Source organism: Bradyrhizobium australafricanum (assembly GCF_020329495.1).
In the GTDB taxonomy this organism is placed as follows: domain Bacteria; phylum Pseudomonadota; class Alphaproteobacteria; order Rhizobiales; family Xanthobacteraceae; genus Bradyrhizobium; species Bradyrhizobium australafricanum.
The window spans coordinates 141,323-167,152 of the sequence record NZ_JAGKJL010000012.1 but is presented as its reverse complement, the minus strand read 5'-3'; the positions used below and the strand labels follow the sequence as shown (position 1 = coordinate 167,152).

Annotated in this window: 21 protein-coding genes and 1 pseudogene; 7 read left to right on the top strand and 15 right to left on the bottom strand. The window is 64.6% G+C overall.

Annotated features, from left to right (window positions below; all coding sequences use genetic code 11):
• The coding region (locus tag J6525_RS13775) for a transposase (protein WP_225645042.1) at window positions 1-270 on the top strand (270 nt) is incomplete at its 5' end.
• Window positions 271-416: 146 nt separating this feature from the next.
• Here the strand turns inward: J6525_RS13775 and J6525_RS13770 are convergent.
• On the bottom strand, window positions 417-1,643 hold the full coding sequence (locus J6525_RS13770; protein ID WP_225645040.1) for a CaiB/BaiF CoA transferase family protein: 1,227 nt from the start codon (window positions 1,641-1,643) through the stop codon (window positions 417-419).
• 272 nt (window positions 1,644-1,915) lie between these two features.
• Between J6525_RS13770 and J6525_RS13765 the strand changes: the two genes are divergently transcribed.
• Complete coding sequence (locus tag J6525_RS13765) at window positions 1,916-2,167, top strand: hypothetical protein (protein ID WP_225645038.1); 252 nt, start codon at window positions 1,916-1,918, stop codon at window positions 2,165-2,167.
• Here J6525_RS13765 and J6525_RS13760 read toward each other — a convergent pair.
• The 4 genes from J6525_RS13760 to nirB all read right to left on the bottom strand — a co-directional run bounded on the left by J6525_RS13760 (window position 2,164) and on the right by nirB (window position 8,788).
• Window positions 2,164-3,189 (bottom strand): amidohydrolase family protein, encoded by a 1,026-nt coding sequence (locus tag J6525_RS13760; RefSeq protein ID WP_225645037.1) that lies wholly within the window; start codon window positions 3,187-3,189, stop codon window positions 2,164-2,166. The genes J6525_RS13765 and J6525_RS13760 overlap by 4 nt on opposite strands.
• A gap of 138 nt (window positions 3,190-3,327) precedes the next feature.
• Window positions 3,328-5,991, bottom strand: a complete 2,664-nt coding sequence (locus tag J6525_RS13755) for a nitrate reductase (RefSeq protein WP_225645035.1) — start codon at window positions 5,989-5,991, stop codon at window positions 3,328-3,330.
• An 11-nt stretch (window positions 5,992-6,002) separates the two neighbouring features.
• Window positions 6,003-6,332: a nitrite reductase small subunit NirD gene (gene nirD, locus J6525_RS13750; protein ID WP_028335429.1), complete on the bottom strand. Its 330-nt coding sequence runs from the start codon at window positions 6,330-6,332 to the stop codon at window positions 6,003-6,005.
• On the bottom strand, window positions 6,329-8,788 hold the full coding sequence (nirB, locus tag J6525_RS13745; protein ID WP_076831429.1) for a nitrite reductase large subunit NirB: 2,460 nt from the start codon (window positions 8,786-8,788) through the stop codon (window positions 6,329-6,331). The genes nirD and nirB overlap by 4 nt, the downstream gene beginning before the upstream one ends.
• A gap of 114 nt (window positions 8,789-8,902) precedes the next feature.
• On the opposite strand from nirB, the gene J6525_RS13740 reads away from it, so the two are divergent.
• The 3 genes from J6525_RS13740 to J6525_RS13730 all read left to right on the top strand — a co-directional run bounded on the left by J6525_RS13740 (window position 8,903) and on the right by J6525_RS13730 (window position 12,421).
• Window positions 8,903-9,115, top strand: coding sequence for a hypothetical protein (locus J6525_RS13740; RefSeq protein WP_225645033.1), 213 nt, complete (start codon window positions 8,903-8,905; stop codon window positions 9,113-9,115).
• Window positions 9,116-9,424: 309 nt separating this feature from the next.
• Complete coding sequence (locus tag J6525_RS13735) at window positions 9,425-10,684, top strand: MFS transporter (protein ID WP_225645031.1); 1,260 nt, start codon at window positions 9,425-9,427, stop codon at window positions 10,682-10,684.
• Between the two features lie 63 nt (window positions 10,685-10,747).
• Window positions 10,748-12,421, top strand: coding sequence for a bifunctional protein-serine/threonine kinase/phosphatase (locus J6525_RS13730; RefSeq protein ID WP_225645029.1), 1,674 nt, complete (start codon window positions 10,748-10,750; stop codon window positions 12,419-12,421).
• Between the two features lie 162 nt (window positions 12,422-12,583).
• Here the strand turns inward: J6525_RS13730 and J6525_RS13725 are convergent, their stop codons facing one another.
• The 4 genes from J6525_RS13725 to J6525_RS13710 all read right to left on the bottom strand — a co-directional run bounded on the left by J6525_RS13725 (window position 12,584) and on the right by J6525_RS13710 (window position 16,201).
• Entirely contained in the window at window positions 12,584-13,210 is a 627-nt protein-coding gene (locus J6525_RS13725) for a hypothetical protein (RefSeq protein ID WP_225645027.1), read from the bottom strand.
• A complete protein-coding gene (locus J6525_RS13720) occupies window positions 13,207-13,701 on the bottom strand; it encodes a c-type cytochrome (RefSeq protein ID WP_376708504.1) in 495 nt (164 codons plus the stop codon). Before J6525_RS13720 ends, J6525_RS13725 begins: the two co-directional genes overlap by 4 nt.
• Before the next feature lie 121 nt (window positions 13,702-13,822).
• The gene (locus J6525_RS13715) at window positions 13,823-15,595 is read right to left on the bottom strand and encodes a PQQ-dependent dehydrogenase, methanol/ethanol family (protein WP_129965109.1); all 1,773 of its coding nucleotides are present in this window, start codon (window positions 15,593-15,595) and stop codon (window positions 13,823-13,825) included.
• 135 nt (window positions 15,596-15,730) lie between these two features.
• Window positions 15,731-16,201: a copper chaperone PCu(A)C gene (locus tag J6525_RS13710; protein ID WP_312009793.1), complete on the bottom strand. Its 471-nt coding sequence runs from the start codon at window positions 16,199-16,201 to the stop codon at window positions 15,731-15,733.
• A 128-nt stretch (window positions 16,202-16,329) separates the two neighbouring features.
• Here J6525_RS13710 and J6525_RS13705 point away from each other — a divergent pair, with 128 nt between their 5' ends.
• A complete protein-coding gene (locus tag J6525_RS13705; RefSeq protein ID WP_225645023.1) occupies window positions 16,330-17,325 on the top strand; it encodes a phosphotransferase in 996 nt (331 codons plus the stop codon).
• A gap of 48 nt (window positions 17,326-17,373) precedes the next feature.
• Here the strand turns inward: J6525_RS13705 and J6525_RS13700 are convergent, their stop codons facing one another.
• The 3 genes and pseudogenes from J6525_RS13700 to J6525_RS13690 form a co-directional block, all read right to left on the bottom strand.
• Window positions 17,374-17,556 (bottom strand): hypothetical protein, encoded by a 183-nt coding sequence (locus J6525_RS13700; RefSeq protein WP_168857061.1) that lies wholly within the window; start codon window positions 17,554-17,556, stop codon window positions 17,374-17,376.
• 89 nt (window positions 17,557-17,645) lie between these two features.
• Window positions 17,646-18,100, bottom strand: a pseudogene (locus J6525_RS13695) (cupin domain-containing protein).
• Between the two features lie 88 nt (window positions 18,101-18,188).
• Window positions 18,189-18,746 (bottom strand): zinc metalloprotease, encoded by a 558-nt coding sequence (locus J6525_RS13690; protein ID WP_225645021.1) that lies wholly within the window; start codon window positions 18,744-18,746, stop codon window positions 18,189-18,191.
• 620 nt (window positions 18,747-19,366) lie between these two features.
• Between J6525_RS13690 and J6525_RS13685 the strand changes: the two genes are divergently transcribed.
• Entirely contained in the window at window positions 19,367-21,205 is a 1,839-nt protein-coding gene (locus J6525_RS13685; RefSeq protein ID WP_225645019.1) for a caspase family protein, read from the top strand.
• Window positions 21,206-21,406: 201 nt separating this feature from the next.
• Here J6525_RS13685 and J6525_RS13680 read toward each other — a convergent pair whose 3' ends face one another.
• The 3 genes from J6525_RS13680 to J6525_RS13670 all read right to left on the bottom strand — a co-directional run bounded on the left by J6525_RS13680 (window position 21,407) and on the right by J6525_RS13670 (window position 25,718).
• Window positions 21,407-22,054 carry a DUF4384 domain-containing protein gene (locus tag J6525_RS13680; protein WP_225645017.1) on the bottom strand — a complete coding sequence of 216 codons (648 nt, stop codon included), beginning with the start codon at window positions 22,052-22,054 and terminating at the stop codon, window positions 21,407-21,409.
• 20 nt (window positions 22,055-22,074) lie between these two features.
• Window positions 22,075-23,853 carry a caspase family protein gene (locus tag J6525_RS13675; RefSeq protein ID WP_225645015.1) on the bottom strand — a complete coding sequence of 593 codons (1,779 nt, stop codon included), beginning with the start codon at window positions 23,851-23,853 and terminating at the stop codon, window positions 22,075-22,077.
• Between the two features lie 140 nt (window positions 23,854-23,993).
• On the bottom strand, window positions 23,994-25,718 hold the full coding sequence (locus J6525_RS13670) for an NHL repeat-containing protein (RefSeq protein WP_225645013.1): 1,725 nt from the start codon (window positions 25,716-25,718) through the stop codon (window positions 23,994-23,996).
• Window positions 25,719-25,830 lie beyond the last annotated feature (112 nt).

The window sequence follows — 25,830 nt, the reverse complement described above, 5'->3', positions numbered from 1 at the left end:
GACCGGGTCTACCGCGGAAATCAACTCCTCGACGCGCTCTCAGACTGCGGTCCATGGACTGTCGAGATCGTCGAGCGGCCTCAAGGCGTCAAAGGCTTCCAGCTTCTGCCGAGGCGGTGGGTGGTTGAACGCACATTCGCTTGGTTCGGCAGATGCCGCCGCCTCGCCAAGGACTTCGAGGCGACGGTGGCAACCGAAGCTGCCTGGCTGCTGATTGCACACATCAGGCTCCTGACCCGCAGACTCGCGGCTGCAGCTAAGGTTGGGTGATTTATGAGTCAGACTCTGAGGAGGCCGCGCAGCGGCCGTCTCGAAGGATCGACGGCCACCAGCCGGGCCGTTCATCCTTCGAGACGCGGCCAAGTGGCCGCTCCTCAGGATGACGGAACGGTGGCCCGCGGCCTCGAAGTCAGCGCCTACAGAATCCCCTGCGCCTTCAGTCCCTCGACCTTGACGTCGTCATAGCCGATGGTCGCCAGCACGTCCTTGGTGTCGGCCCCTAACAGCGGCGGGGCGCGGTATTCGGTGATCGGCGTGCCGGAGAAGGTCAGCGCGTTGCGGATCAGCGACAGGTTCGGCTCGAAGGGATGGTCGACCTTGACCCGCATGCCGCGCGACTGCACGTGCGGATCGCTGAACACCTGCTCGAAATTGTTGATCGGGCCGGACGGCACGCCGGCCTCCTCGAGCTTCTCCAGCCAATAGGCCACCGGCTTCTTCAGGAACAACCCGGCAAAGATCGCCATGATCTCCTTGCCGTGCACGACGCGGTCGTTGTTCTTGACGAAGCGCTTGTCGTTCGCGAGCTCGGGCTCGCCGAGCACGGCGCAGGTGCGCTGGAACTGGCCGTCATTGCCGACCACCAGCATCAGCTCGCCATCAGTGCAGCGGAACACGCCGGCCGGCATGCCGCCATTGCCCCAGGTACCGCGGCGCGGCGGGGTCTTGCCGTTGACGAGGTAGATCTGCAGCCAGTGCGACAGCGATGCGATCACGGTGTCGAACAGGCAGACGTCGATATGCTGCCCTTCCCCGTTGTTGGCGTCGCGATGGTAGAGCGCCGAGAGGATGCCGATCGAGGTGTTCATGCCGGTCATGTAGTCGACGATCGAGGGGCCGACCTTCATCGGGCCCTCGCCAGGCTCGCCGTCGATATGGCCGGTGACGCTCATCAGGCCGCCCATCGCCTGCAGGATCGCATCATAACCCGCGCGCGGCGCATAGGGTCCGGTCTGGCCGAAACCCGTCACCGAGCAATAGATGATGCCGGGGTTGAGCTGCTTGATGGTCTCGTAGTCGAGACCGTAGCGCTTGAGATCGCCGACCTTGTAGTTCTCCATCATTACATCCGCGGTCTTGGCGAGCTCGCGGATGATCGCCTGCCCTTCCGGCTTGGCGATGTTGACGGTGACCGACTTCTTGTTGCGGTTGGCGCAGAGATAGAACGAGTTGTTGTTGTTCTGCTTGCCTTCGGGATCGGTGAGATAGGGCGGGCCGAAGGCGCGGGCGTCGTCGCCGCCGCCGGGCCGCTCGATCTTGATCACCTCGGCGCCGAGATCCGCCAGCATCTGGGCCGACAGCGGGCCAGCGAGCACCCGCGTCAGGTCGAGAATCTTGATGCCCGAGAGTGGCAGAGCCGACATGAACGTTCCTCCAAAATCTTGCGATATCTTGATTGTGTCGCGCCGGGCCGCTGCCCGCGCGCGCTCAAGCCTGCCGATACACCATTTTGGTGTGACGAGCACTGCATTGTCGGCATGAAGCCATCCCCGGGCGGCCTATGTGCGGCGCACCGGCGGTATTTGGCCGGAACCCGCCGGCCCCTGCCCCGATTGCCGCCACGCGAAATTGTGAAGATGGCCGACACCGATTTGCCTCGGCGTCAGCGGTACTTTGCCGCGACGAGGAGGAAAACATGCGGACGATCACGACGGTCGGGTTGCTGCTGACGCTGCTTGCGGCCGCGATGCCGCCGGTGGACGCGCGCGGCGGCCACGGCCATGGCGGCGGGCACGCGATGCACGGCATGCACGTAGGCGGCGCCACTGGCGCCGGCAGTTTTGCCGACGACAAGCGCCACGGCAACGACCCCTACACCAAGGCGGCCTCCGACGAAGAGGACCGCCTGCTCAACAGCAAGCTGAAGAGCATCTGCCGCGGCTGCTAGGACGACGTCCAGCGAAGCCGCGCCAGGATCGCGCGGCCCATGATCCAGTCCTTGTCGCTTTCGCTGAGGAACGGAAGCTCCTCCGTGAATTGCGTCACGCGCTGCCGGTAAGTGGCCCGGGCGAATGAGTTGGTTAGATCGGTCCCCCAGTGGCAGCGCTCCGGGCCGTAGGCGTCGAACAGGCGGTGGATGTGCGGGATCACGTCACAGAATGGATATGGCTCAGTCGAAATCAGCGGGACCGACGACAACTTCACCGATACATTCGCATATTTCGCGAGCGCGGCCGTCTGGACGATAGCCTCCGGCACCATGTTGTTTTCCAATGAGCCGGGACGAGGGCGAAGTCCCGCGCCGACGCCCATGTGATCAATGATGAGCGTAAGTTGCGGGTGTCGCTCGGCGATGCGGGCGAACAACGACGTCTGCCCCTCAGTGAGAAACATCACCGGCAGGCGGGCCTTCTCCGCCGCCGGCCAGAACCAGTCCGCGGTTCCGTCTGTCAGCCACACCGCTTCGCCGGGGCCGACGTTCAACCTCACGCCCAGTACGCCGGGCTGGTCGCGCCAAGTCGCAAGCCGTGCCGCGCGGTCGGGCTTGTCGAGGGCGACACGCGCCATGATGGCGAAGCGGCCCGGGTACCGTCTGACTGCCTCCTGGGCATAATCGATGCGCTCACCTTCAAGCGACACTGGCGGAACGATGACAACGCGATCGACGCCAACCTCGTCCATCAGTGGAATGACTCGCTCGATGGTGAAGGGCTCCGGGAGCTGCGGCTTGGCACCGGGGAGCCAGGGTCTCTCCGGAGTGCTTGCCGGCCACAGGTGAACCTGCGAATCGACGATCACTCGTTTTTGCTGCGCGACTGCTGCCGTGGCGCGTTGCATTGACAGCGCGACACCGGTCGCGACGGCGCCGGTCAGAAGATGACGGCGTGAAGGCATGTAATGTCCTTCCTGTTCTATGGCTTTGGTCACGACATGATGGTGATCGGCACGGCGCGCCTCAGCAGGGGTCACCGCAAACTGGCTCGCAATATTCTCGCAATATTGAAGATCACATCAGGAAATTGCGGCCGTAGAAATAGGGCTCACGGTCAATTTGCGCCGCAACAATCTTGAACCGCGCATTTCTCGGCTGGGCCCTGGCGCGGCGACCTACGACGCGATCGCCTGCCGCGGCTGCGCGGTAGCGCCGATCAGCTTGCCGATCTCGGGCTTGCAACCGCCGCAATTGGTGCCGGCCTTCAGGCAGCGACCGATCGCATCGACGCTGTCGGCGCCCTTTTTGATCTCGGCGGTGATCTGGTGCCGTCCGACGCTGAAGCAGGAGCAGACGATCGGGCCAACATCCTCGCCCGCGCCGAACGGCCGTCCGGCCAGCAGCGACATCCGCGCATTGGCCGACAATTGCTGTTCGGCGAACAGCCCGGTCAGCCACGCCCGCGACGGCAGCGTGTGATCGGGCGCGATGAACACGCAGCCCTCGAGCCGGCCGTCGCGCACCGCCGCGTAGCGGAAGCGGCCCGCGGCCGGATCGCGATAGGCGATCCACTCGATCTCGACACCGTCGAGGCCGAGCTGCGCCCGCGCCCAGTCGCGCCAGCTCTCCGGGCGAGTGTCGAGCGCAAGTTCGAGCCGCGTGCAATCACCGGCCTTGCCGTAAACCCAATAGCCGCTTGCCGGACGCCTGATCGCGTCGCGGCTCAGGATGAAGGCGTGCCATTCCGGCGCGTAAGGATCGGCCTTGACCGGCGTGTGCTTGGACTCCGGCTGGCCGGACAGCGGATCGACCGCCGGATTGACCAGCGAGTTGACGCGGCCCTCGCCGGCGAACTCCTCGTTCCAGTGCATCGGCACGAACACGCAGCCGCGGCGCTGGTCGGCGCTGACTACGACGCGCGCGATCATCTCGCCCCAGCTGCTGGTCAGCCGCACCAGTCCCTCGTTTTGCAGCCCGGCCTGCCGCGCATCCTCGGGGTGGAACTCGGCATAGGGCTCGAACACATGCGCCATCAGCCGGCCGGTTTTGCCGGTCCGGGTCATGGTGTGCCACTGATCGCGCACGCGCCCGGTGTTGAGCACCAGCGGAAAGTCTCGGCTGGTCGCGTTGCGCGCGGCGCGTGGCGCCACCGGCACGAAGCGCGCCTTGCGGTCCGGCGTGAAGAATTGCTGGCTCTCGAACATCCGCGGCGTGCCGGCCGGATGGTCTGACGTCACCGGCCACTGCACCGGCGCCAGCGCGTCATAGGCGTCATCATCCAGCGCCGCGAGCGCCGAGATGTCGAAATCGCGCCGGCCGCTATTCTCGAAGCCCGACAGTTCGGCGTGTTCGCGGAACACCTCGGCGGCCGAGGCATAGTCGAAGCCGGAATATCCCATGCGACTTGCGACGTCGCAGATGATGCTCCAGTCGGCGCGCGCCTCGCCCGGCGCCGCGAGAAACGGCCGCTGCCGCGAGATCCGGCGCTCGGAATTGGTGACGGTGCCGTCCTTCTCGCCCCACGCCAGCGCCGGCAGCAGCACGTCGGCGTGGCGCGTGGTGTCGGTGTCGCGCATGCAATCCGTCACCACGACGAGCTCGCAGGCGTCGAGCGCGGCGCGCGCGCGATCGGCATCCGGCAGGCTCACCATCGGATTGGTCGAGATGATCCACACCGCCTTGATGCGGCCGTCGGCGATCGCGTCGAACATGTCGACCGCCTTCAGCCCGGCCTTCTCCGCGATCACAGGAGCGCGCCAGAACCGCTGCACCAGCTCGCGGTGCGCGGGATTCTCGATCTCCATATGCGCGGCGAGTTGGTTGGCGAGCCCGCCGACCTCGCGGCCGCCCATCGCGTTGGGCTGGCCGGTCAGCGAGAACGGCCCCATGCCGGGACGGCCGATGCGCCCGGTCAACAGATGGCAGTTGATGATGGCGTTGACCTTGTCGACGCCGCTCGACGACTGGTTGATGCCTTGCGAATACAGCGTGACAACGCGCTCGGTCCGCGTGAACCAGTCGAAGAACAGCCCGACGGCGCCTTCGGTCAGGCCGCAGGTCGCCGCGGTCTGCGCCACGGTCTGGCCGCCGACCTGCTTGAGGGCGTCGACGACACCCGTCGTGCAATTGCCGACAAAGCCGCGGTCGACCGCGTTGCTGCCGGCGAGGAAGGCGAACAGGCCGTTGAACAGCACGGAATCGCTGCCCGAGCGCAGCGGCAGATGCAGATCGGCGCCCTCGCAGGTCGCGGTACGGCGCGGATCGATCACCACGATCTTGCACGCCGGATTCTTCTCCTTCGCCGCCAGCATGCGCTGGTGCAGGATCGGATGGCACCAGGCGGCGTTGGAGCCCACCAGCACGAGTAAGTCCGCCTGCTCGAGATCCTCATAGCAGCCTGGCACGGTGTCGCTGCCGAACGCGCGCTTGTGCCCGGCGACGCTGGAGGCCATGCACAGCCGCGAATTGGTGTCGATATTGGCGGTGCCGACGAAACCCTTGGCGAGCTTGTTGATGACGTAATAGTCCTCGGTCAGCAGCTGGCCGGAGACATAGAACGCGACCGCGTCCGGGCCGTGCTCACGAATAATGCGATTAAAGCCGTCGGCGACACGATCGAGCGCGTCGTCCCACGCCGCCGGCGCGCCGTCCACCATCGGCTCGAGCAGACGCCCGTCGAGATCGATGGTCTCGGCGAGCGCCGAGCCTTTGCTGCAGAGCCGGCCGAAATTGGCCGGATGCTGCCTGTCGCCCTCGACGGTGACGGCACCGGCCGCGTCCTTCGACGCGATGACGCCACAGCCGACACCGCAATAGGGACACGTGGTCTTGACGGACATTGCCTGACCGCTCAGCTCACCGCCGCCGCCTGCCGCACCGACAGCCAGACAACGCCGTTCTCGACCTTGGCCGGGTGGGTATGCGTGCAGCCTTCGTCGGGCGCGACCGCCTGCCCGCTCGCCAGCTCGATGACGAAGTTATGCAGCGGACAGGTCACGCGCTTGTTGTGCACGATGCCCTGAGACAGCGGCCCGCCCTTGTGCGGGCAGCGGTCGTCGAGCGCGAACACCTCGTCGCTCTCGGTCCGGAACACCGCGATGTTGCCGCCCGGCGTGCGCACCACGCGCGAGCCGAGCCGCGGAATGTCGGTCAATGCGCCGATTTCGATCCACTGGGTCATGCGAGCTCCAATTCGGCGAGAGGCGCGAACTCGTTGCGGTCAACGCCGCGGCTGGCACGCTCGGCCCATGGATCGGTCTGCGCGAACTGCTGCGAATAGGCAAAGCGGGCGAACAGCGCCTTGCGGTTCGCAACGTCATCGACCACGCGCTTCCTGATCTGCTCGAGACCGACGCGGTCGCACCATTTGTACATGCGCTCGAGATACCAGCCCTCCTCGCGGTAGAGCTGGGTCAGCGCCACGATCACCTCGAGGCATTCGTCCTCGGTCTCGACCTTGGTCAGGAACTCAGTGCCCTTGATGTGCAGTCCGGCGGCACCGGCGAAATGGATCTCGTAACCGGAATCGACGCAGACCACGCCGACGTCCTTGCAGGTCGCTTCCGCGCAGTTGCGCGGGCAGCCGGAGACGCCGAGCTTGACCTTGGCCGGCGTCCACGAGCCCCACATGAACTTTTCGAGCTTGACGCCGAGGCCGGTGGAGTCCTGGGTGCCGAAGCGACACCATTCGGAGCCGACGCAAGTCTTCACCGTGCGCAGGCCCTTGGCGTAGGCGTGGCCCGATACCATGCCGGCGTCGTTGAGGTCGGCCCACACCGCCGGCAGGTCTTCCTTCTTGACGCCGAGCAGGTCGATGCGCTGGCCGCCGGTGACCTTCACCGTCGGGATGTTGAACTTCTCGGCGACGTCGGCGATCGCGCGCAACTCGCTCGGCGTCGTGACGCCGCCCCACATCCGCGGCACCACCGAATAGGTGCCGTCCTTCTGGATGTTGGCGTGCACGCGCTCGTTGATGAAGCGCGACTGCTGGTCGTCGCGGTATTCGCCGGGCCAGGTCGCGAGCAGATAGTAGTTCAGCGCCGGACGGCAGGAGTGGCAGCCGTTCAGGGTCTTCCACTCCATGAAGCGCATGACCGCGGGAATGGTCTTGAGCTGCTGCTCGACGATCACGCGGCGAACGTCGTCGTGGCTGTGATCGGTGCATTTGCACAGCGGCTTGACCTTCGGCGCCGCCGAATAGTCGCCGCCGAGCGTGAACGCCAGCACCTGCTCGACGAGGCCGGTGCAGGAGCCGCAGGACGACGATGCCTTGGTATGGGCGCGGACGTCGTCGAGCGTGAATAGCTTCTTCTCGCTGATCGCCTTGACGATGGCACCCTTGCAGACGCCGTTGCAGCCGCAGATCTCGGTCTCGTCGCTCATCGCGGCAACCGAGCTCTGGCCGCTGACGCCGCCATCGCCGAGATTGGCGGCGCCGAACACCAGGCGCTCGCGCATATGCGAGACGTCGGTGCCGTCGCGCAGATGCTGGAAGTACCAGGGACCGTCGATGGTGTCGCCATAGAGCACGGCGCCGACGATCTTCTTGTCCTTCAGGATGATCCGCTTGTAGACGCCGCGGTTGGCGTCCTGCAGCACGATCTCCTCCTTGTCCGGCCCCGGCGCGAAGTCGCCGGCGGAGAACAGGTCGATGCCGGTGACCTTCAGCTTGGTCGAGGTGACCGAGCCGTCATAGGTGGCAAAACCCTTCATCGCGAGGTGGTTGGCGCAGACCTTGGCCTGGTCGAACAGCGGCGCGACGAGACCGTAGGTCTGGCGGCGGTGCTGCACGCACTCGCCGACCGCGTAGATGCGACCGTCATAGGTCTGCATGGTGTCGGAGACGACGATGCCGCGCTCGCAGTACAGCCCGGCCTTCTTGGCGAGTTCGAAATTCGGGCGGATGCCGACCGCCATCACCACGAGATCGGCCGGCAGCTCGGTGCCGTCGCCGAACCGCACGCCGGTGACGCGGTCCTCGCCCAGGATGGCCTGGGTCTGCGCCGGCATCTTGAACACCATGCCGCGCTCTTCCAGCGACTTGCGCAACAGGCCGCCGGCCACCGGATCGAGCTGACGCTCCATCAGCGTGTCGAGCAGATGCACGACCGTGACGTTCATGCCGCGCTTCATCAGCCCGTTGGCGGCCTCGAGGCCGAGCAGGCCGCCGCCGATCACGACGGCGTTGCGATAGTCGGTCGAGGCCTTGATCATGCGGTCGACGTCGTAGATGTCGCGGAAGCCGATCACGCCCGGCAGTTCCTTGCCCGGCAGCGGCAGCATGATCGGGTTTGAGCCCGTCGCGATCAGCAGGCGGTCATAGGGCACCCGCTCGCCGGCCTCGGTGACGACTTCGCAGGTCCGGCGATCGATCATGGTGATCGTCTCGCCCTTGCGCAGCGTGATGTTGTTGTCCTCGTACCAGTCGACGGTGTTGAGCATGATGTCGTCGACGGTCTTCTCGCCGGCGAGCACCGGCGACAGCAGGATGCGGTTGTAATTGCCGTAGGGCTCGGAGCCGAACACCGTGATGTCGTAGAGATCGGGCGCGCGCTCCAGCAGCGCCTCGACCGTCCGGATGCCGGCCATCCCGTTGCCGATCACCACGAGCTTCTGCTTGGTCACTTTGTCGAGCATGGTCCGCCTTTCAATTCCGACGGCGCTGCGCAGCGACGCGGCGTGCGTCGTTGATGGGCACCGATAAAGGTTTGGAGTTGTAGGAAGCCCAGCCGCGGGCGCAGACCGTCTTCGATGACGACCGATGTTCCGTTATTGATTGATATTCAAAACGCGTGCCAACCCGTGGCGGGCGAATCCGGCTGCAAAATCAACACGTTTCCGGCCGATCAAAATCCGCCGGGTCGCGCGCCGCGCCGACAGCCGGCCGAAATTTTAGCCACGCCGATGATCTCTTGTGCATCACAGCATCGCGGGCCGCGATGGCGATCGCGAAATCGCATTTGATGCGCGATCGCACGGGCTTGTCGCATCGCACAAAAAAGCACCAGCGTGCACGTTTGCGCGGCGGCACTTGCCGCAAGCCACGCCACGCGCGCCGGCGGAACGCTGTTCGCGCGTGCGCGGCAACGTCTTGCGACTACACGGCAAAGCGACGCGACCAGATCGATGGCACGGTAATTGCTGACCACAACTGTTGACGGAGTGCGTCTCAACGACGAGCGCACTCATCATTCACCAACATTCCATTTGTCTGCGCCTGAGATGGCCGCGCTTTTGCGGCTGCCTCCGCCGCATCAACGCGAGATGCTTGCGATGAAGCTAGCCGAGTTCAAGAAGGCAGGTCACTGGCCGACACTGCTTGCCGCGTTCCTGTACTTCGACATCAGTTTCATGGCGTGGGTCGCGCTTGGACCGCTGATCGTCTACATCGCGAGAGACATGAATCTGGCCGTGAACGAGAAGTTCACCCTCGTTGCCATTCCCGTGCTCGCCGGCGCGCTGCTGCGTGTGCCGATGGGCATTCTCGCCGACATCATCGGCGCCAAGCGCACCGGCATCATCGCCCAGTTCGTCGTGATCGCCGCGACTGCTGCGGTGTGGCATTTCGGCCTGACCAGCAAGCTCGCGATCGAGCTGTTCGGGCTTGCGCTCGGCGTCGGCGGCGCCTCGTTTGCCGTCGCCCTGCCCCAGGCGAGCCGCTGGTACCCGCCGCAATATCAGGGCGTGGTGATGGGGATCGCCGGTGCCGGCAATATGGGCGTCGTGCTCGACACGCTGCTTGCGCCGACCATTGCCGAGCATTGGGGCTGGCAGGCCGTGTTCGGCTGCCTCTTGATTCCGATGCTGATGGTGCTCGCCTATTACGCGTTCGCAGCCAAGGACGCGCCGGGCGAGCGCAAGAGGGTCTCGCTGCAGGCCTACGGCGCACTGCTGAAGGATTCCGACAGCCGCTGGTTCATGTTCTTCTACTTCATCACCTTCGGCGGCTTCGTCGGCCTCGCCAACGCGCTGCCGCTCTATTTCACCGTGCAGTATCATGTCTCCGGCGTCGCGGCCGGCATGCTGGTCGCGCTGATCGTCGCGTTCGGCTCGGGATTCCGTCCCGTCGGCGGCATGATCGCCGACCGGATTGGCGGCATTCGTTCGCTGTCGATCCTGTTCGGTGTCGTGGTCGCCGCCTATCTCGTCATTGCCTTCATGCCGGAGGGCCCAACCGCGCCGACGCAGGCCGGCTGGGCGTTGACCGAACTGCCGCGCATCGCCTGGATCTCGGTGCTGCTGTTCTCGATCGGCGTGCTGGCGCTCGGCATGGGCAACGGCGCGGTGTTCCAGCTGATCCCGCTGCGCTTCCGTCACGAGATCGGCCTGATGACCGGGCTGGTCGGCTGCGCCGGCGGCGTCGGCGGCTTCTTCCTCGCCCAGACGCTCGGCGCCGCCAAGGGCATGACCGGCGGCTTCGGCGCCGGCTTCCTGTTCTTCGGCGGGCTGGCGTTGCTTGGCTTCATCGGACTTGCCATGGTCAAGGTCCGCTGGCGCACCACCTGGGGCGCGGTATCGGGAGCGCGCGTCTGAGGACTCCGCTCCGCAACATGACGGGGCCCGGACGTGGCGAACGGTTCGCAACGGGACTTGGGGGTGCGCGTCGGCTTTGCCAGCGAGACCGGCAAGCGCGCCGCCAATGAGGACTATGTCGCGGCCTGCTTGGGCCAGCCGGGCACGCTGCATCGCGACGTGGTTGCCGCGGTCGCCGACGGCGTCGGCGGCCACAAGGGCGGACGCGAGGCCGCGGAGGTCGCAGTCCGCAGCTTCATGGACGCCTATTATTCGCTGCCCGAGACGCTCGGCGTCCGCCGCCGCGCCGCGCGGGCGCTGGAAGCCGCCAACAGCTGGATCTACGGCCAGGGCCGCGTCGATGCCGCGCGCAGCGGCATGGCCTGCGCGTTCTCCTCGATCATCCTGTCACAGCGGCAATGCCATGTGATCCATATCGGCGACACCCGTGCCTATCGCCTGAGCGACGGCCGGCTGGAACGCCTGACGCAGGACCATATCGCCGGCCGCGGTGACCTCGCCCACATGCTGAGCCGTGCTATCGGTTTCGAGGAGTTCGCCCGCTTCGACTACACGTCCCTTGGGCTCCGGCAGCATGATCGCCTGCTGATCTGCAGCGACGGGGTTCACGGCGCGCTCGGCGATTTGCGCCTCCAGCAATTGCTGGAGGAACGCACGCCGCCCGACGAGTCCGCGCGCAGCATCGTCGACGCCGCCCTCGCGGCCGGCAGCAGCGACAACACGACCGCACTGGTGCTCGACGTCGTCGACCTGCCGCCGGCGGACCGCGACGATCTCACCCACGCGATCGCGACGCTGCCGATCCTCGATTTGCCGGTGACCGGCGATACAATCGACGATTTCAGCCTCGGCGACGTCTTGTCCGACGGGCGCTACAGCCGCCTGTTCAAGGCGATCGACAAGCGCGCCGGCCGCGAAGTGGTGCTGAAGTTTCCACATCCGCGGGTCGCGAGCGAAGGCTCCTACCGCCTCGCCTTCGTGCGCGAGGCCTGGGTCGCCGCGCGTGTGCGCAGCCTCTGGATCGGCGAAATCATCGAGGTGCCGGCGGAGCGGCAGACCAGGCTCTATTCGGCGATGCCGCTCTACGAGGGCGAAACGCTCGAGCAGCGGCTTGGCCGCGCGCCGCGGCTGTCGCTCACCGACGGCATCGCGATCGCAACCAAGCTGGTGCGCGCGGTCACCGCGCTGCACCGCGCCGGCATCATCCATCGCGACATCAAGCCGGACAACGTGATCTTGCTGAAGGACGGCGGGTTGCGCCTTGTCGACCTCGGCGTCGCGCGGGTGCCGCTGCTGGAGGATTTTCCCGCCGAGGACATTCCGGGCACCGCGAGCTATATGGCGCCCGAACTGTTCGGCGGCAAGGCCGGCGACGAGGCCTCCGACCTGTTCGCGCTCGGCGTCACGGTCTATCGCATGTTCACCGCGAACTATCCGTTCGGCGAGATCGAGCCGTTCTCGCGGCCGCGCTTCGGCAAGCCGGCGCCGCTGTCGCGCTACCGGCCGGACCTGCCGGCCTGGCTCGACGCGGTGATCGGCAAGGCGCTCAGCGTCGACCCGGCACAACGCTTCGGCGACGCCATCGAGTTCGCACACGAACTGGAAAACGGCGCGACCTGGGCCGGCCCCGCCGTCACCACCCGCAAATCGCTGCACGACCGCGATCCCGTCACCTTCTGGAAGGTGCTGTGCGCGATCCTGGCCCTGATCGTCGTCATGCTGCTGGCTCGGCATTAGACTAGCTCCGTCATGCCCGGCCTTGTGCCGGGCATCCACGTCTTCGCTGCAATCGCGTAAGAAAAGACGTGGATGGCCGGGACAAGCCCGGCCATGACGAAAAGAAAGAGAGTCATTTTAGATCGGTTAGGCAGCTGAAATTTAGCTATTTCAGTTTGCAGCTCAGGACCCGGCGCGGCGGATCGTGATCCGGGTCTCGTCGGTCATGTCCTTGAGCTCCTTGTTCGGCTCGCGATAGAGATGACGCTCGATCTCGACCGTGCGGCCGTCGATCGCCTTGGTGCATTTCTCGTCGACAAATACGCCGCCGACCTCCTGCTTGTCGGCGCCCGGCTGTGCCTTCGAACAGGTCCAGCCGTCCTCGCCATAGCGCGATCTCGCCTGCAAGCCGAGCAGGAAGGCCTTCTTGCGCAGATAGAGCCGGGCCTTCGGATCGGTCTCGATCATCAGCGCCGCGATCTTGGCGTCCTTGTCGATCATGACGGTGAGGATCGCGGGATGGCCGCCGACCATGGTGCCTTCCCGCCCGCTCTCGCGATCGTACTCGAAGCGGATGCCGCGCAGCTGGTCCGGTCCGGCCTGGCAAGCCTGCCATTGCGCCCAGTCGGCCAGTCTGTGGGTCTTCTCGCCGACGCAGGTCAAGTTGATGTAGCCCGCGTCCGGCACGCTGCTGATCGCCATTCCGACGCTGATGTCGCGCAGGTCTCCCGCGGTCGCCATCGCCGGCACCGCTGCCGTGACGGTGACAGCGAAGACCAAGCCACGGATTGCCGGTCTTTGCTTGATCATGGCTTTGCCTTCTCGCTCTGGTCGGACGGCGCGGCGGCGTGGCCGGCCTCCTTGTAGATGTTGCAGACCCGCGAGCCATCGCCGAAGAACGCGATGCATTCATCGTAGGTCGGCTCGCCCTTGCCCTTGACGCGGGCGAGCACGTAGTCGGCGACGGCCTCGATCTCGTTCGGCCGCAGGAACACATTCGCTTCGGGCGGCATGCGGTCCGCGACGTCCTGCCGGGTCATCTCGTAGCATTTCGTCGTGTCGTAGGAGCCACGCACGAAGAACGGCATGCCGGTGCCCGGCCGGCCGCACGCCACGGTCTCGATGATCTGCTCGCGGGTCAGCTCGGTCTTGCGCAGCGACAGCGCGTCGCCGCCATAGCCGCCGCCGCCATTGCCGTGCCATTTGTGGCAGCCGACGCAATTGCCGCGCTTGAACACCGCCTTGCCCGCATCGGTCGGATCGCTCGCCGACTGCGCTTGCGCGGTACCGATGAATCCCATCACCAGCGCGCAGCCGAGCCACGCGCCAACCAGCCATGTTTTCTTCATTTGTCTTGTTTCTTGTCTTTCTCGGCCAAATCGACGCGGGAGGCCTCGGTGAGAGGCCTCCCGCGCTGCGACGTCAAAGGGCGAACACGTAGAGCATCGAGCCCGGCTGCATCCGCTTCAGCTCGGGCGTGGCATCGATGAACCACTTGTCCCAGGCACCGCCGAGGCCGACCAGGATCGCGACATACTGCTTGCCGTCCACCGAGAACGTCATCGGAGGCGCATTGACGCCGCCGCCGGTGTTGAACTGCCAGAGCTGCTGCAGCGATTTCGCGTCGTAGGCGATCACCTCGCCGGACGGCTGTCCGGAGAACACGAGGTCGGGCGTCGCCAGGATGCCGCCGAGGTTCGGGAATTCGGTCTCCGCCTTCCCTGCCACCTTGCCGGTGGTAACGTCGATCGCGGTGACGCTGCCGGTGATCTTGACCGGCTGGCTCGGTCCGCCGCCCGTGAAGAACTCGCGCTTCTTCAACTTGTCCGGCGTCGTCTCCTCGACCGTGATCCGGTTGCAGCTCTCGATCACCGGGATGTACCAGAGCTTCAGGTTCGGATTATACGCGGTCGGCGGCCAGTTCTTGCCGCCCATGTTGCCGGGGCAGATGTCCGTCACCTTGTTGGTGCGGCTTGGCGTCACCGCCGCGTTGTAGCGCTGCACGCCCTGCTTCGGATCATACTCCACCGGCTTGCCGGATTCGGGGTCGAGACCCTTGGTCCAGGTCACCTTCTTGACGAACGGCAGACCCCAGATGAACTTGCCGCTGTTGCGGTCGATCGCATAGGCAAAGCCGTTGCGGTCGGCCTCGAGCGCGAGCTTCTGCGTCGTGTTGTTCGGACCGGGGACGTCGACCAGCACGTTCTCCGCCACGCTGTCATAGTCGTAGGGATCGTTCGGCGTGTGCTGGTAGTGCCACTTGATCTTGCCGGTGTCGGCATCGAGACCAAGCGAGGAGTCGGTGTAGAGATTGTCGCCGGGCCGATACTCGTTGTCCCAGTCCGGTCCGGGATTGCCGACGCCCCAGACGATGGTATTGGTCGAGGGGTCGAAGCTGCCGGTGACCCAGGTCGATCCGCCGCCGCTCGCCTTGGCGTCCTTGTCGTCCTTCCAGGTCTCGTGACCGGCCTCGTCCTTGCCCGGGATGGTGTGGGTGCGCCACACTTCCTTCTGGCTCTTCAGGTCGGTCGCGGCGATCCAGCCGCGAATGCCGTATTCGGCGCCGGCAACGCCCGTGATCGCCATGTCCTTGACGATCAGCGGTGCACCGGTGATCACCTCGCCCTTGTCGGGATCGGCGACCTGGCGCTGCCAGGCGACCTGCCCGGTCTCCTTGTTGGTCGCGATCAGGCGGCCGTCAAGCGTGTGCGAGACGACGAGGTTGCCCCACAATGCGACGCCGCGGTTGTCGACGCCGCAGCAGGCGACCGCGCCGGCCCAGTCATGGTCGGTCTTCGGATCCATCTTCCAGAGCAGCACGCCTTTGCCGCCATGGGCATCGATCTTGTAGACCGAACCCCAGCCGTCGGTGACGTACATGAAGCCGTTCTCGACGATCGGCGTCCCCTCCAGGCCGCCGTGCGACCAGATTCCGCCGCCCTCGACGCCGCCGAGATGCATGGTCCAGGCGACCTTGAGGTTCTTAACGTTGTCCTTGTTGATATCGGCCAGCGACGAGAAGCGCGTCGCCGAATAGTTCTTGTGGTGGTGCAGCCAGTTGCCTGCTTCCTTGTCAGCATTGAGCAGACGGTCCTGGCCGACATCGTCGGCGAGCGCGAAAGAGCCCGCGAAGGTCGCTGCGGATGCTACTGCCGCGGCGAGCATATGCGACTTTACCCAATTCAACCTTGTCATGAGTTCATTTCCTCCGGATCTAGCATTCTTCATTGATCGAACCGCCCGTCACACACGGGCGATCACGCGAGAAGCCTTGAGTCCCGGCGCATGGCTGTGCACCACCCGCCGTCTTCTTGAGTCACTTGTGTGAGGTCACTTCTGGACCTGTACCTCCGTCTCGATGGTGCCTGCTTTCTGAAAAACGATCGCGCATTTGAAGGTCTCGCCCGGCGTGAGCGCCTGACGCATCTGCAGCAGCATGACGTGATAACCGTCACGCTTCAGCTCGAGCATTGCCTTTGCCGGCACTGGTATATTGGATATCGAGCGCATCGCTGGTGCGCCCTCGCCGCGATCCACAGTATGACGCTCGGAAAAATTCGCAACCGGGCAGCGGACACGAAGCAGCGCATCGGCGCTGTCGGCCCCGTTCTTGATCGTCATCGTCAAGGGAAGGTCCCCGCCCGCTTTGTCGACCGCCGGCACGCGCGCGTCCACAATCTGCAAGGACTCGTTCGCGGCGGCGTTATGCATCACTCCGAACGTGCTGATCAGGCAGAATAATGGCAACGCGATCCATGATCGGCACGCAACGGCGCAATGCAACTCCCGCTCGAACGACATCAAGTTCTCTCCCAACATGATTTTTGCAGCATTGTTTCATGCTTCGTCGTGCGCTTCCAGCAATAGATCGCGAACGCTGCATCAACGCGATTTTGGGCACGCATAGCGGCCATGCTAACTTCTTGCGCATGAGTGCTCTCGATAAACTTCCGCCGGCACAGCGCGAGGCAGCACATGCCGCACTGCGTCAGGCGATCGGCACCGCAGCGATCGAGGCCGTCACATCGGTCTCGGGCGGCGCAACGTCGGCGCAATTGTTCCGGATCGATGCAGGCGGCGAGAATTATTTGCTCCGAATCGAAGGAATGCCGAGCCCGCTGCGCAATCCGTTTCAGTATGTGTCGCTCCGGATCGCCGCCGAGGCCGGCATCGCGCCGCGACTCCATTATGTCGACGAGGCCTCGCGCATCGCTGTGATGGATTTTGTGCAGCGGCAGCCGCTCGGCCGCTATCCCGGCGGCCTGCCGGCGCTGGCGAAGGCGCTCGGCGAATTGCTGGCGCGCCTGCAGGCGACGCCGACCTTTCCCGCTTTCGTGCGCTACCCCGACATCGTGGCCCGGCTCTGGGCCCATGTCAGCCGCACCGGCCTGTTCGCGCCCGGCGTGCTTGAGCGCTGCAACGCGCACCTCGCGCGCATCCGCGCGGCCTATGCCTGGGATGAGGCCAACTCGGTGTCGAGCCACAACGACTCGCTCCCCGCCAACATCCTGTTCGACGGCAACAGGCTCTGGATGATCGACTGGGAATCCGCCTATCGCACCGATCCGCTGGTCGATCTTGCGATTGTCGGCGATAGCCTGGCGCGGACGCCGGAGCTGGAAAACATCTTGCACCGTGCCTGGCTCGGCCGCCCGCTCGACGAGGCGCTGCGCGCACGGCTCGCACATGTCCGCGCGCTCACCCGGCTCTACTATGCCGGCGTGCTGCTCAGCGCATCCGCGACGGCGCCGCGCACCACACCCGACACGAGCCTTGCGGCACCGACGCTTGCCGGGCTCGCAGAGGCCACACGCGCCAGCCGGCTCAAGGCCGGCACGCCGGCGGCCAAGCACGTCCTGGGCAAGATGTTCGTCGCCGCGTTCCTGACCGAGGTCGCGACGCCCGGCTTCGATCTTTCGGTCTGACGTTCACCCCGGCGGATTGAACGTCGACGGAAAGAACTGCGGCGCAGGTCACTGCGGCACCGGGTGCAGCCTTGCGAGCTGGTCGAGCGACAATTCGGCTTCGCGATCGCTCAGGGGAAAACGCACGATCACGTCCTGACGCGCCAGCTGGCCCCAAAGCGCGTCCGACGACCATTTCTGCGGCTCGGGTCCGCGCGGACCATCGACCCAGATGAAATACCATTCCGCCATGGAGGCGACCAAAGCTCCTCGCCGGAACATTGGTCCTTCACCGGCCAATCCGCAACGCCCGATTTCGGGCGCGGCCGCGGCAGGTAGGGCTATTCGTACGGCTTGCCGTCCTTGTGCAGGAAGCGGCCGTCGGAGCTCGGGCTCATCATGTCGATGTCGGAGCAGGTGATAACGTCGGCGCGCGAGCGCGAGCCGACCTCGAGATAGGTCGCCGTCATCTGCGACCTGTTGATCAGATGATGCCCGTTGCCGGAGTTCTTCGGAAACGCCGCGCAATCGCCGGCCCGCAGCACCATCTCGCCGCCGTCTTCCACCAGTACCACTTCGCCTGCGAGCACATAGACGAACTCGTCCTCATCCGAATGCCAGTGGCGCTGGCTCGACCAGTTGCCGGGCGGCAGCCGCATCAGGTTGACGCCGAAGTCGGCGAGCCCGCCGGCATCACCGAGACGCTGTCGCACCCGCTCGGCGCACGGCGCGGCGAACTCCGCCGGATAGCCGGTCCCCTTGCGCTCGGCACGTTTGCAAGGTCGACCTTGGGCATGGCGTCTCTCCGGCGGTTGGCGGGCGAACGAGCGATCGGGCCGACTGCAATTGGTTTCATGGAAGGCGGCAGCGAGGAGGTTCCGCGGTCAGCCGCCAAATCGCTTCACCAGTTTTGAACTTTTGGCCGTACTTATCTGCTGACCGGTCAAATCGCTTCCCACGCTCAATCCCTTCGTCATCAAGTTGCTGCGCAGGGCGGCCTGCTTCTCGTCGGCGTAATCTACGTCGACGTGGTCGAGACTCATCAAATGCCCAAGTTCATGGGCCCACGCGCGTCCGTTGGCAAAGTCATTGCCATACCATTGGACAAAGCTTGCCGGCTCGGGATCGCTATGAAGATACGAGCTGCCACCGGCCGAGAGATTGACTATCGGATTGACGAGATAGATGTGGACCGCATTGTCGGGAACATGCCGGAAACTGAGAACATCCAGCACGCGCTGGTCATTGTTGCGCGCGCTCTTCGCCATATCGAGCGGCTTATCTTCCACGTAATCATTGATCACGAACGCGATCTTGGCCTTCGCCCAGATCTTATTGACTACATCCAGTGCCTTTTTGGCGGTCTCGCCACTCCATTTTTGCGGCTCGGCGACACCTTTCTCGGCAAATGGCGTAATGTAGATTTTCAGCGGAATAGACATGTGCGTCTCCAGACATTTCGACGACACCTGCGGTGGGCGTCCACACGTCGACGTCCGGATCCCGAGGACGCAGATTTCGATTCTTTCGGGACTCGCACGTCTCAGTTCGAACGGATCGGCGTTGCTTCCAGATAGACGCAGTTCGCGCTCCTATGGAAGAGGCCCGAGGCTGCGACAAACGGCCGAGACGAACGGGCTGAACCTTGTCGACGCCACCGAGACTAACAACGCGGCCGTCACACGCTGACGATCCGGCACGAGCATCGCTTGAGCATGCGAGTTCAATTCCGAGATCACTATCGAGAGATGGAACTTCGCTTGGCGAAGCCCAGCCGGATGCCGGCACTGCCAGCCATTCCGGCGCTAACGATAAAAGACAGATATTTCAATATCTTACAGGTCAATTGACATTTGTTCGGCCGTGCACCACCGGCCCTACACGCTTCGGTGTATCCTTGAACAATCTCGCTGCCCCGGACGACAACATCAGGAATGGATTGGACTCAGGTTTGTTCTCTACGGAGGTATGCCGGCGCCCGTAACGCTTGACGCAGTGGAGTTTGCGCGCGGCCACCTTCGATAAAGCTGCCGTTGTTTCGAGCCGATTTTGGACGTTCTCCATGCGCTACACGCTCCTCCGAGTTCTTGTTGTTCTTGCTGCTTCGGTTCTCCTGGCGTCTCAGCCAGCCTGGGCAACGAAGCGAGTGGCTTTGGTGGTCGGCAATTCGAACTATCAAAACGCGCCATTGCTTCCAAATCCTGCCAATGATGCCACCGCTATCGCCGCGACCTTGAAGGGCGCCGGGTTCGATTTGGTGGAGTCTCGGCTGAACCTGACCTCGAGCGACATGCGGCGGGCACTGAGGGATTTCGCCGATCAAGCTCGCGATGCAGACATCGCCATCGTCTACTATGCAGGTCACGGAATCGAGATCGACGGGACGAATTACCTGATCCCGACGGATGCCAGACTTGAACGCGACACCGATATCTATGACGAGGCCTTCTCGCTCGATCGTGTCCTGCTGGCCATCGAGCCCGCCAAGCAGCTGCGCGTCGTGATCGTTGATGCCTGCCGCAACAATCCTTTCGCCGACACCATGAAGCGAACCGTCGCTTCGCGCGCGATCAGCCGCGGGCTCGCCCGGGTAGAACCCGCCGTATCCAATACGCTGATCGCGTTTGCGGCGAAGGCCGGACTGACCGCGCTCGACGGCAACAGCACGAACAGTCCCTACGCGACAGCGCTGGTGAAATATATCGCAAAGCCTGGACTGGACCTGCGCAGGGCTTTCGGCTTCGTCCGCGATGATGTCTTGCAAGCGACCGGCAACCGACAGGAGCCTTACGTTTACGGCTCACTGGGCGGTGAGGACGTTGCCCTCGTGCCAAAGGCAGAAGAGCCGGCGCCGCCGCCGGCTAACGCCTCGTCGGAGATTCGTCGCGACTACGAATTGGCCCTGCAACTGGGTAACAAGGCCGCTATGAGCGCGTTCCTCGCCCAGCACCCCGACGGCTATTACTCAAATCTGGCCAAGCTTCAGCTCAATCAGATCGACGCGGAGGACGCACGCGTTACCGCCACCCGGAAAGCGCACGAAGCGGAGCAGCAGAAGGCTCGGCTTGCGTCCGAAGGTGCCCAGCGAGCGGAGCAGGAAAAGGCGGCCGCAGAATTCAAGGCCGCGGAGGATGCCCGTATCGCGGCAGAAAGAACAAAGCAGGCGGCGCAGGACCAAGCTGCCGAGGCTGAACGGAAGCGGACCGCATCCCAAACCTCAACGGTCGCCATGCTTTCCACGAACGGACCTGTGGTCGACAGCGCCAAGCCGGATAATATTGCAACCGCTACCCCATCGCCAAATAGCGAGGGCGCGAAGGTGGCCGCCTTGAACACGGCGCCGCCGCAGGAGGATCTTGCCAAATCGGTGCAGAGCGAGTTGAGCCGGGTTGGCTGTTTCACAGGCTCCATCGACGGTGAGTGGAACGCCGCCTCGCGTCGCTCCCTGACCCTGTTCAACCGGCACGCCGGAACCAAGTTTGACGTCAAGCTTGCAAGCCTCGATGTGCTCGATGCGATCAAGCTGAAGCCGGCCCGGGTTTGCCCGCTGATCTGCGAGCATGGCTACAAGGCCGACGGCGATCAGTGCCGCAAGATCACCTGCGCCGAGGGCTCGTTCCTGAACGAGGATAACGAATGCGAGAAGCGGCGCGGGAAAAAGCCGGTGGCGAAGCGCAACACGGATGAGCGCCCGTCGCGCGCCGATCGTCCGGTCCGCGAGAGGCCCGAGCCGCAAGCCGACACTCCCCGACGACAGGCGACGGCCAGACCCTCTGGTGGCAGCGGCCAGATCGTGTGTGATGCTTATCTATGCCGCCCGGTCCGTCGCGGATGTCATCTCGATTACCGTGGCGGCGGAGGTCCCGGCGGCGGTACCGGCAATGTTGAGGTCTGCAACTAGGGCGGCATGCACGGCGGCGCGCTCGAGATCGGGCCGCCGTCTCCTCCGCGATCGGTCATGCTGGGGGGCAACGAAGCCAAACCGCAGGGCCCTGCATGCAAGAAGCCGAACAGCAGCCTCCGCCACAAGGATATTCACCACATGATCGCGCGGGACGGTCTCCTCAACCGCCCGGGCAGCCTGAGCAACGCGATCGCTTACCTACTTGATGGAATATGATTTGATGTCGAACGACCAATTGTTCGGCAACAGTCTTCCGCCGCCGCTGTCCGGTATCCGCAGCTGACTGGTCCAATCCGACAGATAGCTCAACGTGTCGGCCGGCCCCTGAAGCTTGCGCTGAATGTCCGGCAGATCGAGCAATTGCACGCGTCGTTCGCTCAGGATCGCAACGATCACGGCGGACCCGGCCGGCGGCGCGACGACATATTCAAATCCACGCTGCTGTGCCGCCGGGGTCGGAACGATGAATTGGACGCCGGGCTTGACAAGATTCATGTCGGGTCCGACCGACTGCGCCAATAGCTCGGCAGTCGGGAAGATCTGGGACATCCGCCCTTCCGCATCCACATCCACCAGCATCAGATAGCCGGGCTTCCTGGCCGTTACGCCGAATGACACCTTGCCGCCAATGTTGACCGTTGGACCCGGCAGGATCTCAAGCGCCACGCCGGCAGCATTTGCCGGGCCGCGCGGGGCCTGTACGCGCCAGAGCAACGGAGCATTTGTCGCACCCGCCGATGGAGCGGCCGATGGCGGCGGCGTCGCCGACGCGGCCCGGCTTCCTGCCAGCAGCAGCAAGATCGCGAACCAGGACTGCTTGCGGGAAACCAGTTTCGCTGGCGACATGACCGGCTGTCACAGCTTCGTCAGGGAACGCTGAAAAAGCCGATTGACGCGATCCGCGCATCCGCCGGCAGGTAGCGCTCCAGACTCTTGATCACCTGCCCCGAGGCACGGCGCCGGTTGAGCTGCATCAGGACGGTCTCCAGATCAACCATCCGCTGCTGCGAGGTCACCGCGACGATCTGCTCGGCGCCGAACGGCTCGCCTACACGAAGAGGCAGCCGCAGATTTGCTGATCGAGCCATCGCGGCATCGGAACCCACCGGATGCAGCATTTGGATGGTTCCATCGCCGGACACGTTGAATAGCAGCACCGCCCGCGAACCGACGTCGGACAATTCGACCTCGACGGTCTGTCCGCTGCGCTGCTGTCGATCATCCGGCCAAATACGCATCAGCTGCGGCGATTGCGTCGCCATGCGCTTCAGCTCGCGAATTGCCGCGGTTCGGTTGACCACCGTCGTCAAGCCGCCAACGTCGACGCCATAGGCGACCACGTCGCCCCAGGCGATCACGTCATGGGACACGGGGTCCCAGATCAGGTCGGGATTATCAGTCGGTTGAACGGCCTGCACGCTGGCGTCCTGCGGCTTGACGCTGGTGAAATAGCTCATCTTGCCGTCAAGCGCTGCCAAGCGGATCGGCGTGGTGAGGCGGAAGGGTGGCAGTGCGGCACTGGGCGCCGCCGGGGCGGTCGCAGCGGCACTGGTTGGAGCAGTTTGCGACTTGGCCGTAACGGCCGGCGGCGCAGGGGTCTGCTTCTCGGCGGACGCGACGGTAGCGACCTGGCCGGAGGCAGCTCTCGCGGCCGTCCCCTGGATCAGCACCACGCCGCGCGTCAGTTCGAACGCGACCTCGGTTTCCGGCATCTGTGCCGGCGACGATACCGTCACGATATTCTGGCGCTGGTCGGACAGTTGATAGACCACCTGCCGAACATTGCTGAAAAGCTCTTTCAGGGTCACCTTGCCATCATGATTGATGTCCGCGTTGCCCTCCACGGCGCGCGCAACGGCATAACTCAGGGCGCCGCGCAGGCCGTCGATCCCGGGAATCCGCACTTCCGGCGCCTTGGTGTGCCGATCGACCGCGGCGATGAACGCGGTGTGGTCGAGATCGAGTTCGGACTTCGGGTCGTCGCTGCTCGATACCGGCTTCAATTCATCGACCAGCAGCGTGTAGCGCGGCACCTGCCGAAAACTCATCTCGGCCGCACGCGGATCGATATCACGCACCATTCCGCCGCCATGGCAGGTATCCGCGACGAAGATCACCCTTGCGCCGCGCAATTCGAACTGCCGGATGAAATGGTTGAATTCGCTTCCCAGAATGCGCTCGACAGATCCTGCCGGCGTGGTCGCGAATTCGGGCAGCAGGAACACGTTCTCCATTCCGTCCGGTTCGGAGCCCTTGATCCGCTCCGGCTCCTGCGTGCCGTGGCCTGCGATCGACAGGAAGACGAGATCGTTGCTCTTTGTACGCTCCACCAGTGAGCTGATCTCGTGCAGCACGCTCGCCCTGTCGGCCTGTGCATTGGTCAGCTCGACCACATCGCTGACGCCCATGGTCCTCAAGCTGGACACGATGTCGTTGGCGTCGGCGACCGCGCCCTTCAATTTGCGCACATGCTGGTAGTCGTCGATCCCGATGACGAGCGCCCGGAGCGCCGCACCGTCGGGATTGCTTATCGACAGCTCACCCGCCGCATGCGCGCGCTGGAGTGGCAGGCCGATCAACGCAGCGAGCAGGATGGCGGCACACAGCCAACCGGTCCTTCGATCAAAACCCTTGAGCGTTCGCATCGCGATCCACCTCGATATCAAGCAGGTCCGCCCTGGAACCGCACCGGCAAGGCAGAGCGGCAGGAATGCCTCCGGACCTCCGGAAACCAGCACGCAGGCGGTGATCCATGTTCATCTGTAGCCTTGGCAAGACCTCAGGTTCAGCGCCGTTTGTGCGCCGTCTTGCGACCTGTCGGCGCCTCGGTCTCCTGATAGGCGTTCGCGGAAACGGTCGTCTGATCATCTGCGAACGCCCGAAAGCGGACCGGAACGTAGCCGCGCGCGAGCAGGCTCGCGAGCGGGTAGACGTTGCGGCAGACCCGACCGTTGCAGCCACCCGTCGAGGATTCCATGACCTCGGCTTTGCGATCGGGCGTGAACCGCAGGAACAGCATCACGTGGGAACCCGGCTTGTTCAGGGCGTCGCCAGGCTTGAGGTCCCAGGGGTTGGTCACGGGCTCGGCGATCGCGGGGATGGCGGCGGTCGTGTAGTGGACGGAAAGCCCCCACGTGGCGCTGACGAATGCCGAGCAGTCGACGCCGGCCACGTCCGGCCGTGGCTCGTTACGGGTGCAGACATTGCCCGCCAGCGTCCCGCTGTCGATCCGCTGCCGGAAATTCGCGAGCGAACCGTGGCAACCCCAGCAATAGGGCACGCCCCGCACTTCCTGGTTTACCTTGCCCTGCAGGTACCACGGCCGGCGAATACGGCTGAAACCGGAGCATTGGCTGTCGGGATCGCTGCCGTAGTTCGCCGGTGTCAGCTTCCACTGGATGCCCTCAAAGGCGAACGCCGTCTCGATCGCCTGCTGGCGATTGGACGGCCGCACGGCGGCGGTCGCATTGAACTTGATATCCGGCCGCGCCGCCGCCGGCGCGGCCGCCGTGCGCGACGGCCTGACGTCAATGACGGATACCTTGCCCAGGGGGCGGAAGCCGACACCGACCACCTCCACACCATCCGGCTTGGTGCGCAGAAAATATACGTCACCATCGCCCGAAACGGTGACGAACCGCCGGGTCACGGGCGTGTTCTCCAGCGGCAGTTCGTAGATACCCTCTAGGCGTCCGTTCGCGGCATAGCGTGCGACGAAGGTGGAGGCATTCTTGCCCGACGGCGGAATGTCCTCGGCCAGCACGTAGAAGCGGTCGCTGTTGTCGATCTCGAGAAACTCCACGGTGCCGAGCTGGTTGCGGACGCGCAGGCCGAGCTGACCGATGGTCTCGTTGGAGACCATGGTCTGGATTTCGACCCGAACGCTGGCATTGCCCTTGTCGGGAATGATATCGGCGATCACCGATCCCTTGCTGCGCGAGGCGATATATTGCCGATCGGGCTGTCGCGTCGTCCTCACGATGGCTGCGCGCGTATTCTGATCCAGCAAGTCGGTCGGGCTGCTCAGCGCCTGCGAGCCCATCTGTGCGAAGGCCGAAATGGCGACCTGGTCGTCGGTTCCGCGGGATGAGACTTCCTCCAGTTGGATCTCGTCGCCGCCCAGCCCGCGTGTGGACTGTCCTGGTGCCGCCTTCAGCATCCGCACGCCGCCGTCCCAAACCATGATGTCGTCGTTATGGACGACGAGGTCGGTGGGCTGGACGTCGCCAGGCATCTTCAGGATGTCGGGAGCAGTGTTCGGTTGCTTGGGGTCGAACTGCAGAATGCGGCCATTGATTTGATCGAGCACAAACAGGTTTCCCTGTCCGTCAGCGCTGAGCGCTTGCGGGCCCGCGAGTTCGACGTCCTGGCTGGCCGCGACGATCCCCACCATGGATGCAGCCGAACCGCCGGCAAAGCTTCGCACGACCGCGTCGTCGGCCCGTGCCCCGGTGGCAGCTATGACCGCGCCGACGATAGAGAGCCAGATCCAGCTAGATCGACGAAGCATATCCGCCTCAATGTAACCGAACCGAATGCGGCGTCAGTCCGACTAATCCAAGACTGCCTAATCCAAGACTGCGCGAGTGCAGCGTCAATTAGTGGCGAGCAACCCCGATCCC

Bases quoted from the DNA above. Each gene is read 5' to 3' on its own strand.
- J6525_RS13690 (WP_225645021.1), bottom strand. From the start codon at position 18,746: ATGTCTATTCCGCTGAAAATCTACATTACGCCATTTGCCGAGAAAGGT.
- J6525_RS13700 (WP_168857061.1), bottom strand. From the start codon at position 17,556: ATGGCGGAATGGTATTTCATCTGGGTCGATGGTCCGCGCGGACCCGAG.
- J6525_RS13715 (WP_129965109.1), bottom strand. From the start codon at position 15,595: ATGACAAGGTTGAATTGGGTAAAGTCGCATATGCTCGCCGCGGCAGTA.
- J6525_RS13670 (WP_225645013.1), bottom strand. From the start codon at position 25,718: ATGCTTCGTCGATCTAGCTGGATCTGGCTCTCTATCGTCGGCGCGGTC.
- J6525_RS13705 (WP_225645023.1), top strand. From the start codon at position 16,330: ATGAGTGCTCTCGATAAACTTCCGCCGGCACAGCGCGAGGCAGCACAT.
- J6525_RS13755 (WP_225645035.1), bottom strand. From the start codon at position 5,991: ATGTCCGTCAAGACCACGTGTCCCTATTGCGGTGTCGGCTGTGGCGTC.
- J6525_RS13685 (WP_225645019.1), top strand. From the start codon at position 19,367: ATGCGCTACACGCTCCTCCGAGTTCTTGTTGTTCTTGCTGCTTCGGTT.
- J6525_RS13770 (WP_225645040.1), bottom strand. From the start codon at position 1,643: ATGTCGGCTCTGCCACTCTCGGGCATCAAGATTCTCGACCTGACGCGG.
- J6525_RS13765 (WP_225645038.1), top strand. From the start codon at position 1,916: ATGCGGACGATCACGACGGTCGGGTTGCTGCTGACGCTGCTTGCGGCC.
- J6525_RS13740 (WP_225645033.1), top strand. From the start codon at position 8,903: ATGACGACCGATGTTCCGTTATTGATTGATATTCAAAACGCGTGCCAA.
- J6525_RS13735 (WP_225645031.1), top strand. From the start codon at position 9,425: ATGAAGCTAGCCGAGTTCAAGAAGGCAGGTCACTGGCCGACACTGCTT.
- J6525_RS13725 (WP_225645027.1), bottom strand. From the start codon at position 13,210: ATGATCAAGCAAAGACCGGCAATCCGTGGCTTGGTCTTCGCTGTCACC.
- J6525_RS13675 (WP_225645015.1), bottom strand. From the start codon at position 23,853: ATGCGAACGCTCAAGGGTTTTGATCGAAGGACCGGTTGGCTGTGTGCC.
- nirB (WP_076831429.1), bottom strand. From the start codon at position 8,788: ATGCTCGACAAAGTGACCAAGCAGAAGCTCGTGGTGATCGGCAACGGG.
- J6525_RS13680 (WP_225645017.1), bottom strand. From the start codon at position 22,054: ATGTCGCCAGCGAAACTGGTTTCCCGCAAGCAGTCCTGGTTCGCGATC.
- J6525_RS13720 (WP_376708504.1), bottom strand. From the start codon at position 13,701: ATGGGATTCATCGGTACCGCGCAAGCGCAGTCGGCGAGCGATCCGACC.
- nirD (WP_028335429.1), bottom strand. From the start codon at position 6,332: ATGACCCAGTGGATCGAAATCGGCGCATTGACCGACATTCCGCGGCTC.
- J6525_RS13710 (WP_312009793.1), bottom strand. From the start codon at position 16,201: ATGTCGTTCGAGCGGGAGTTGCATTGCGCCGTTGCGTGCCGATCATGG.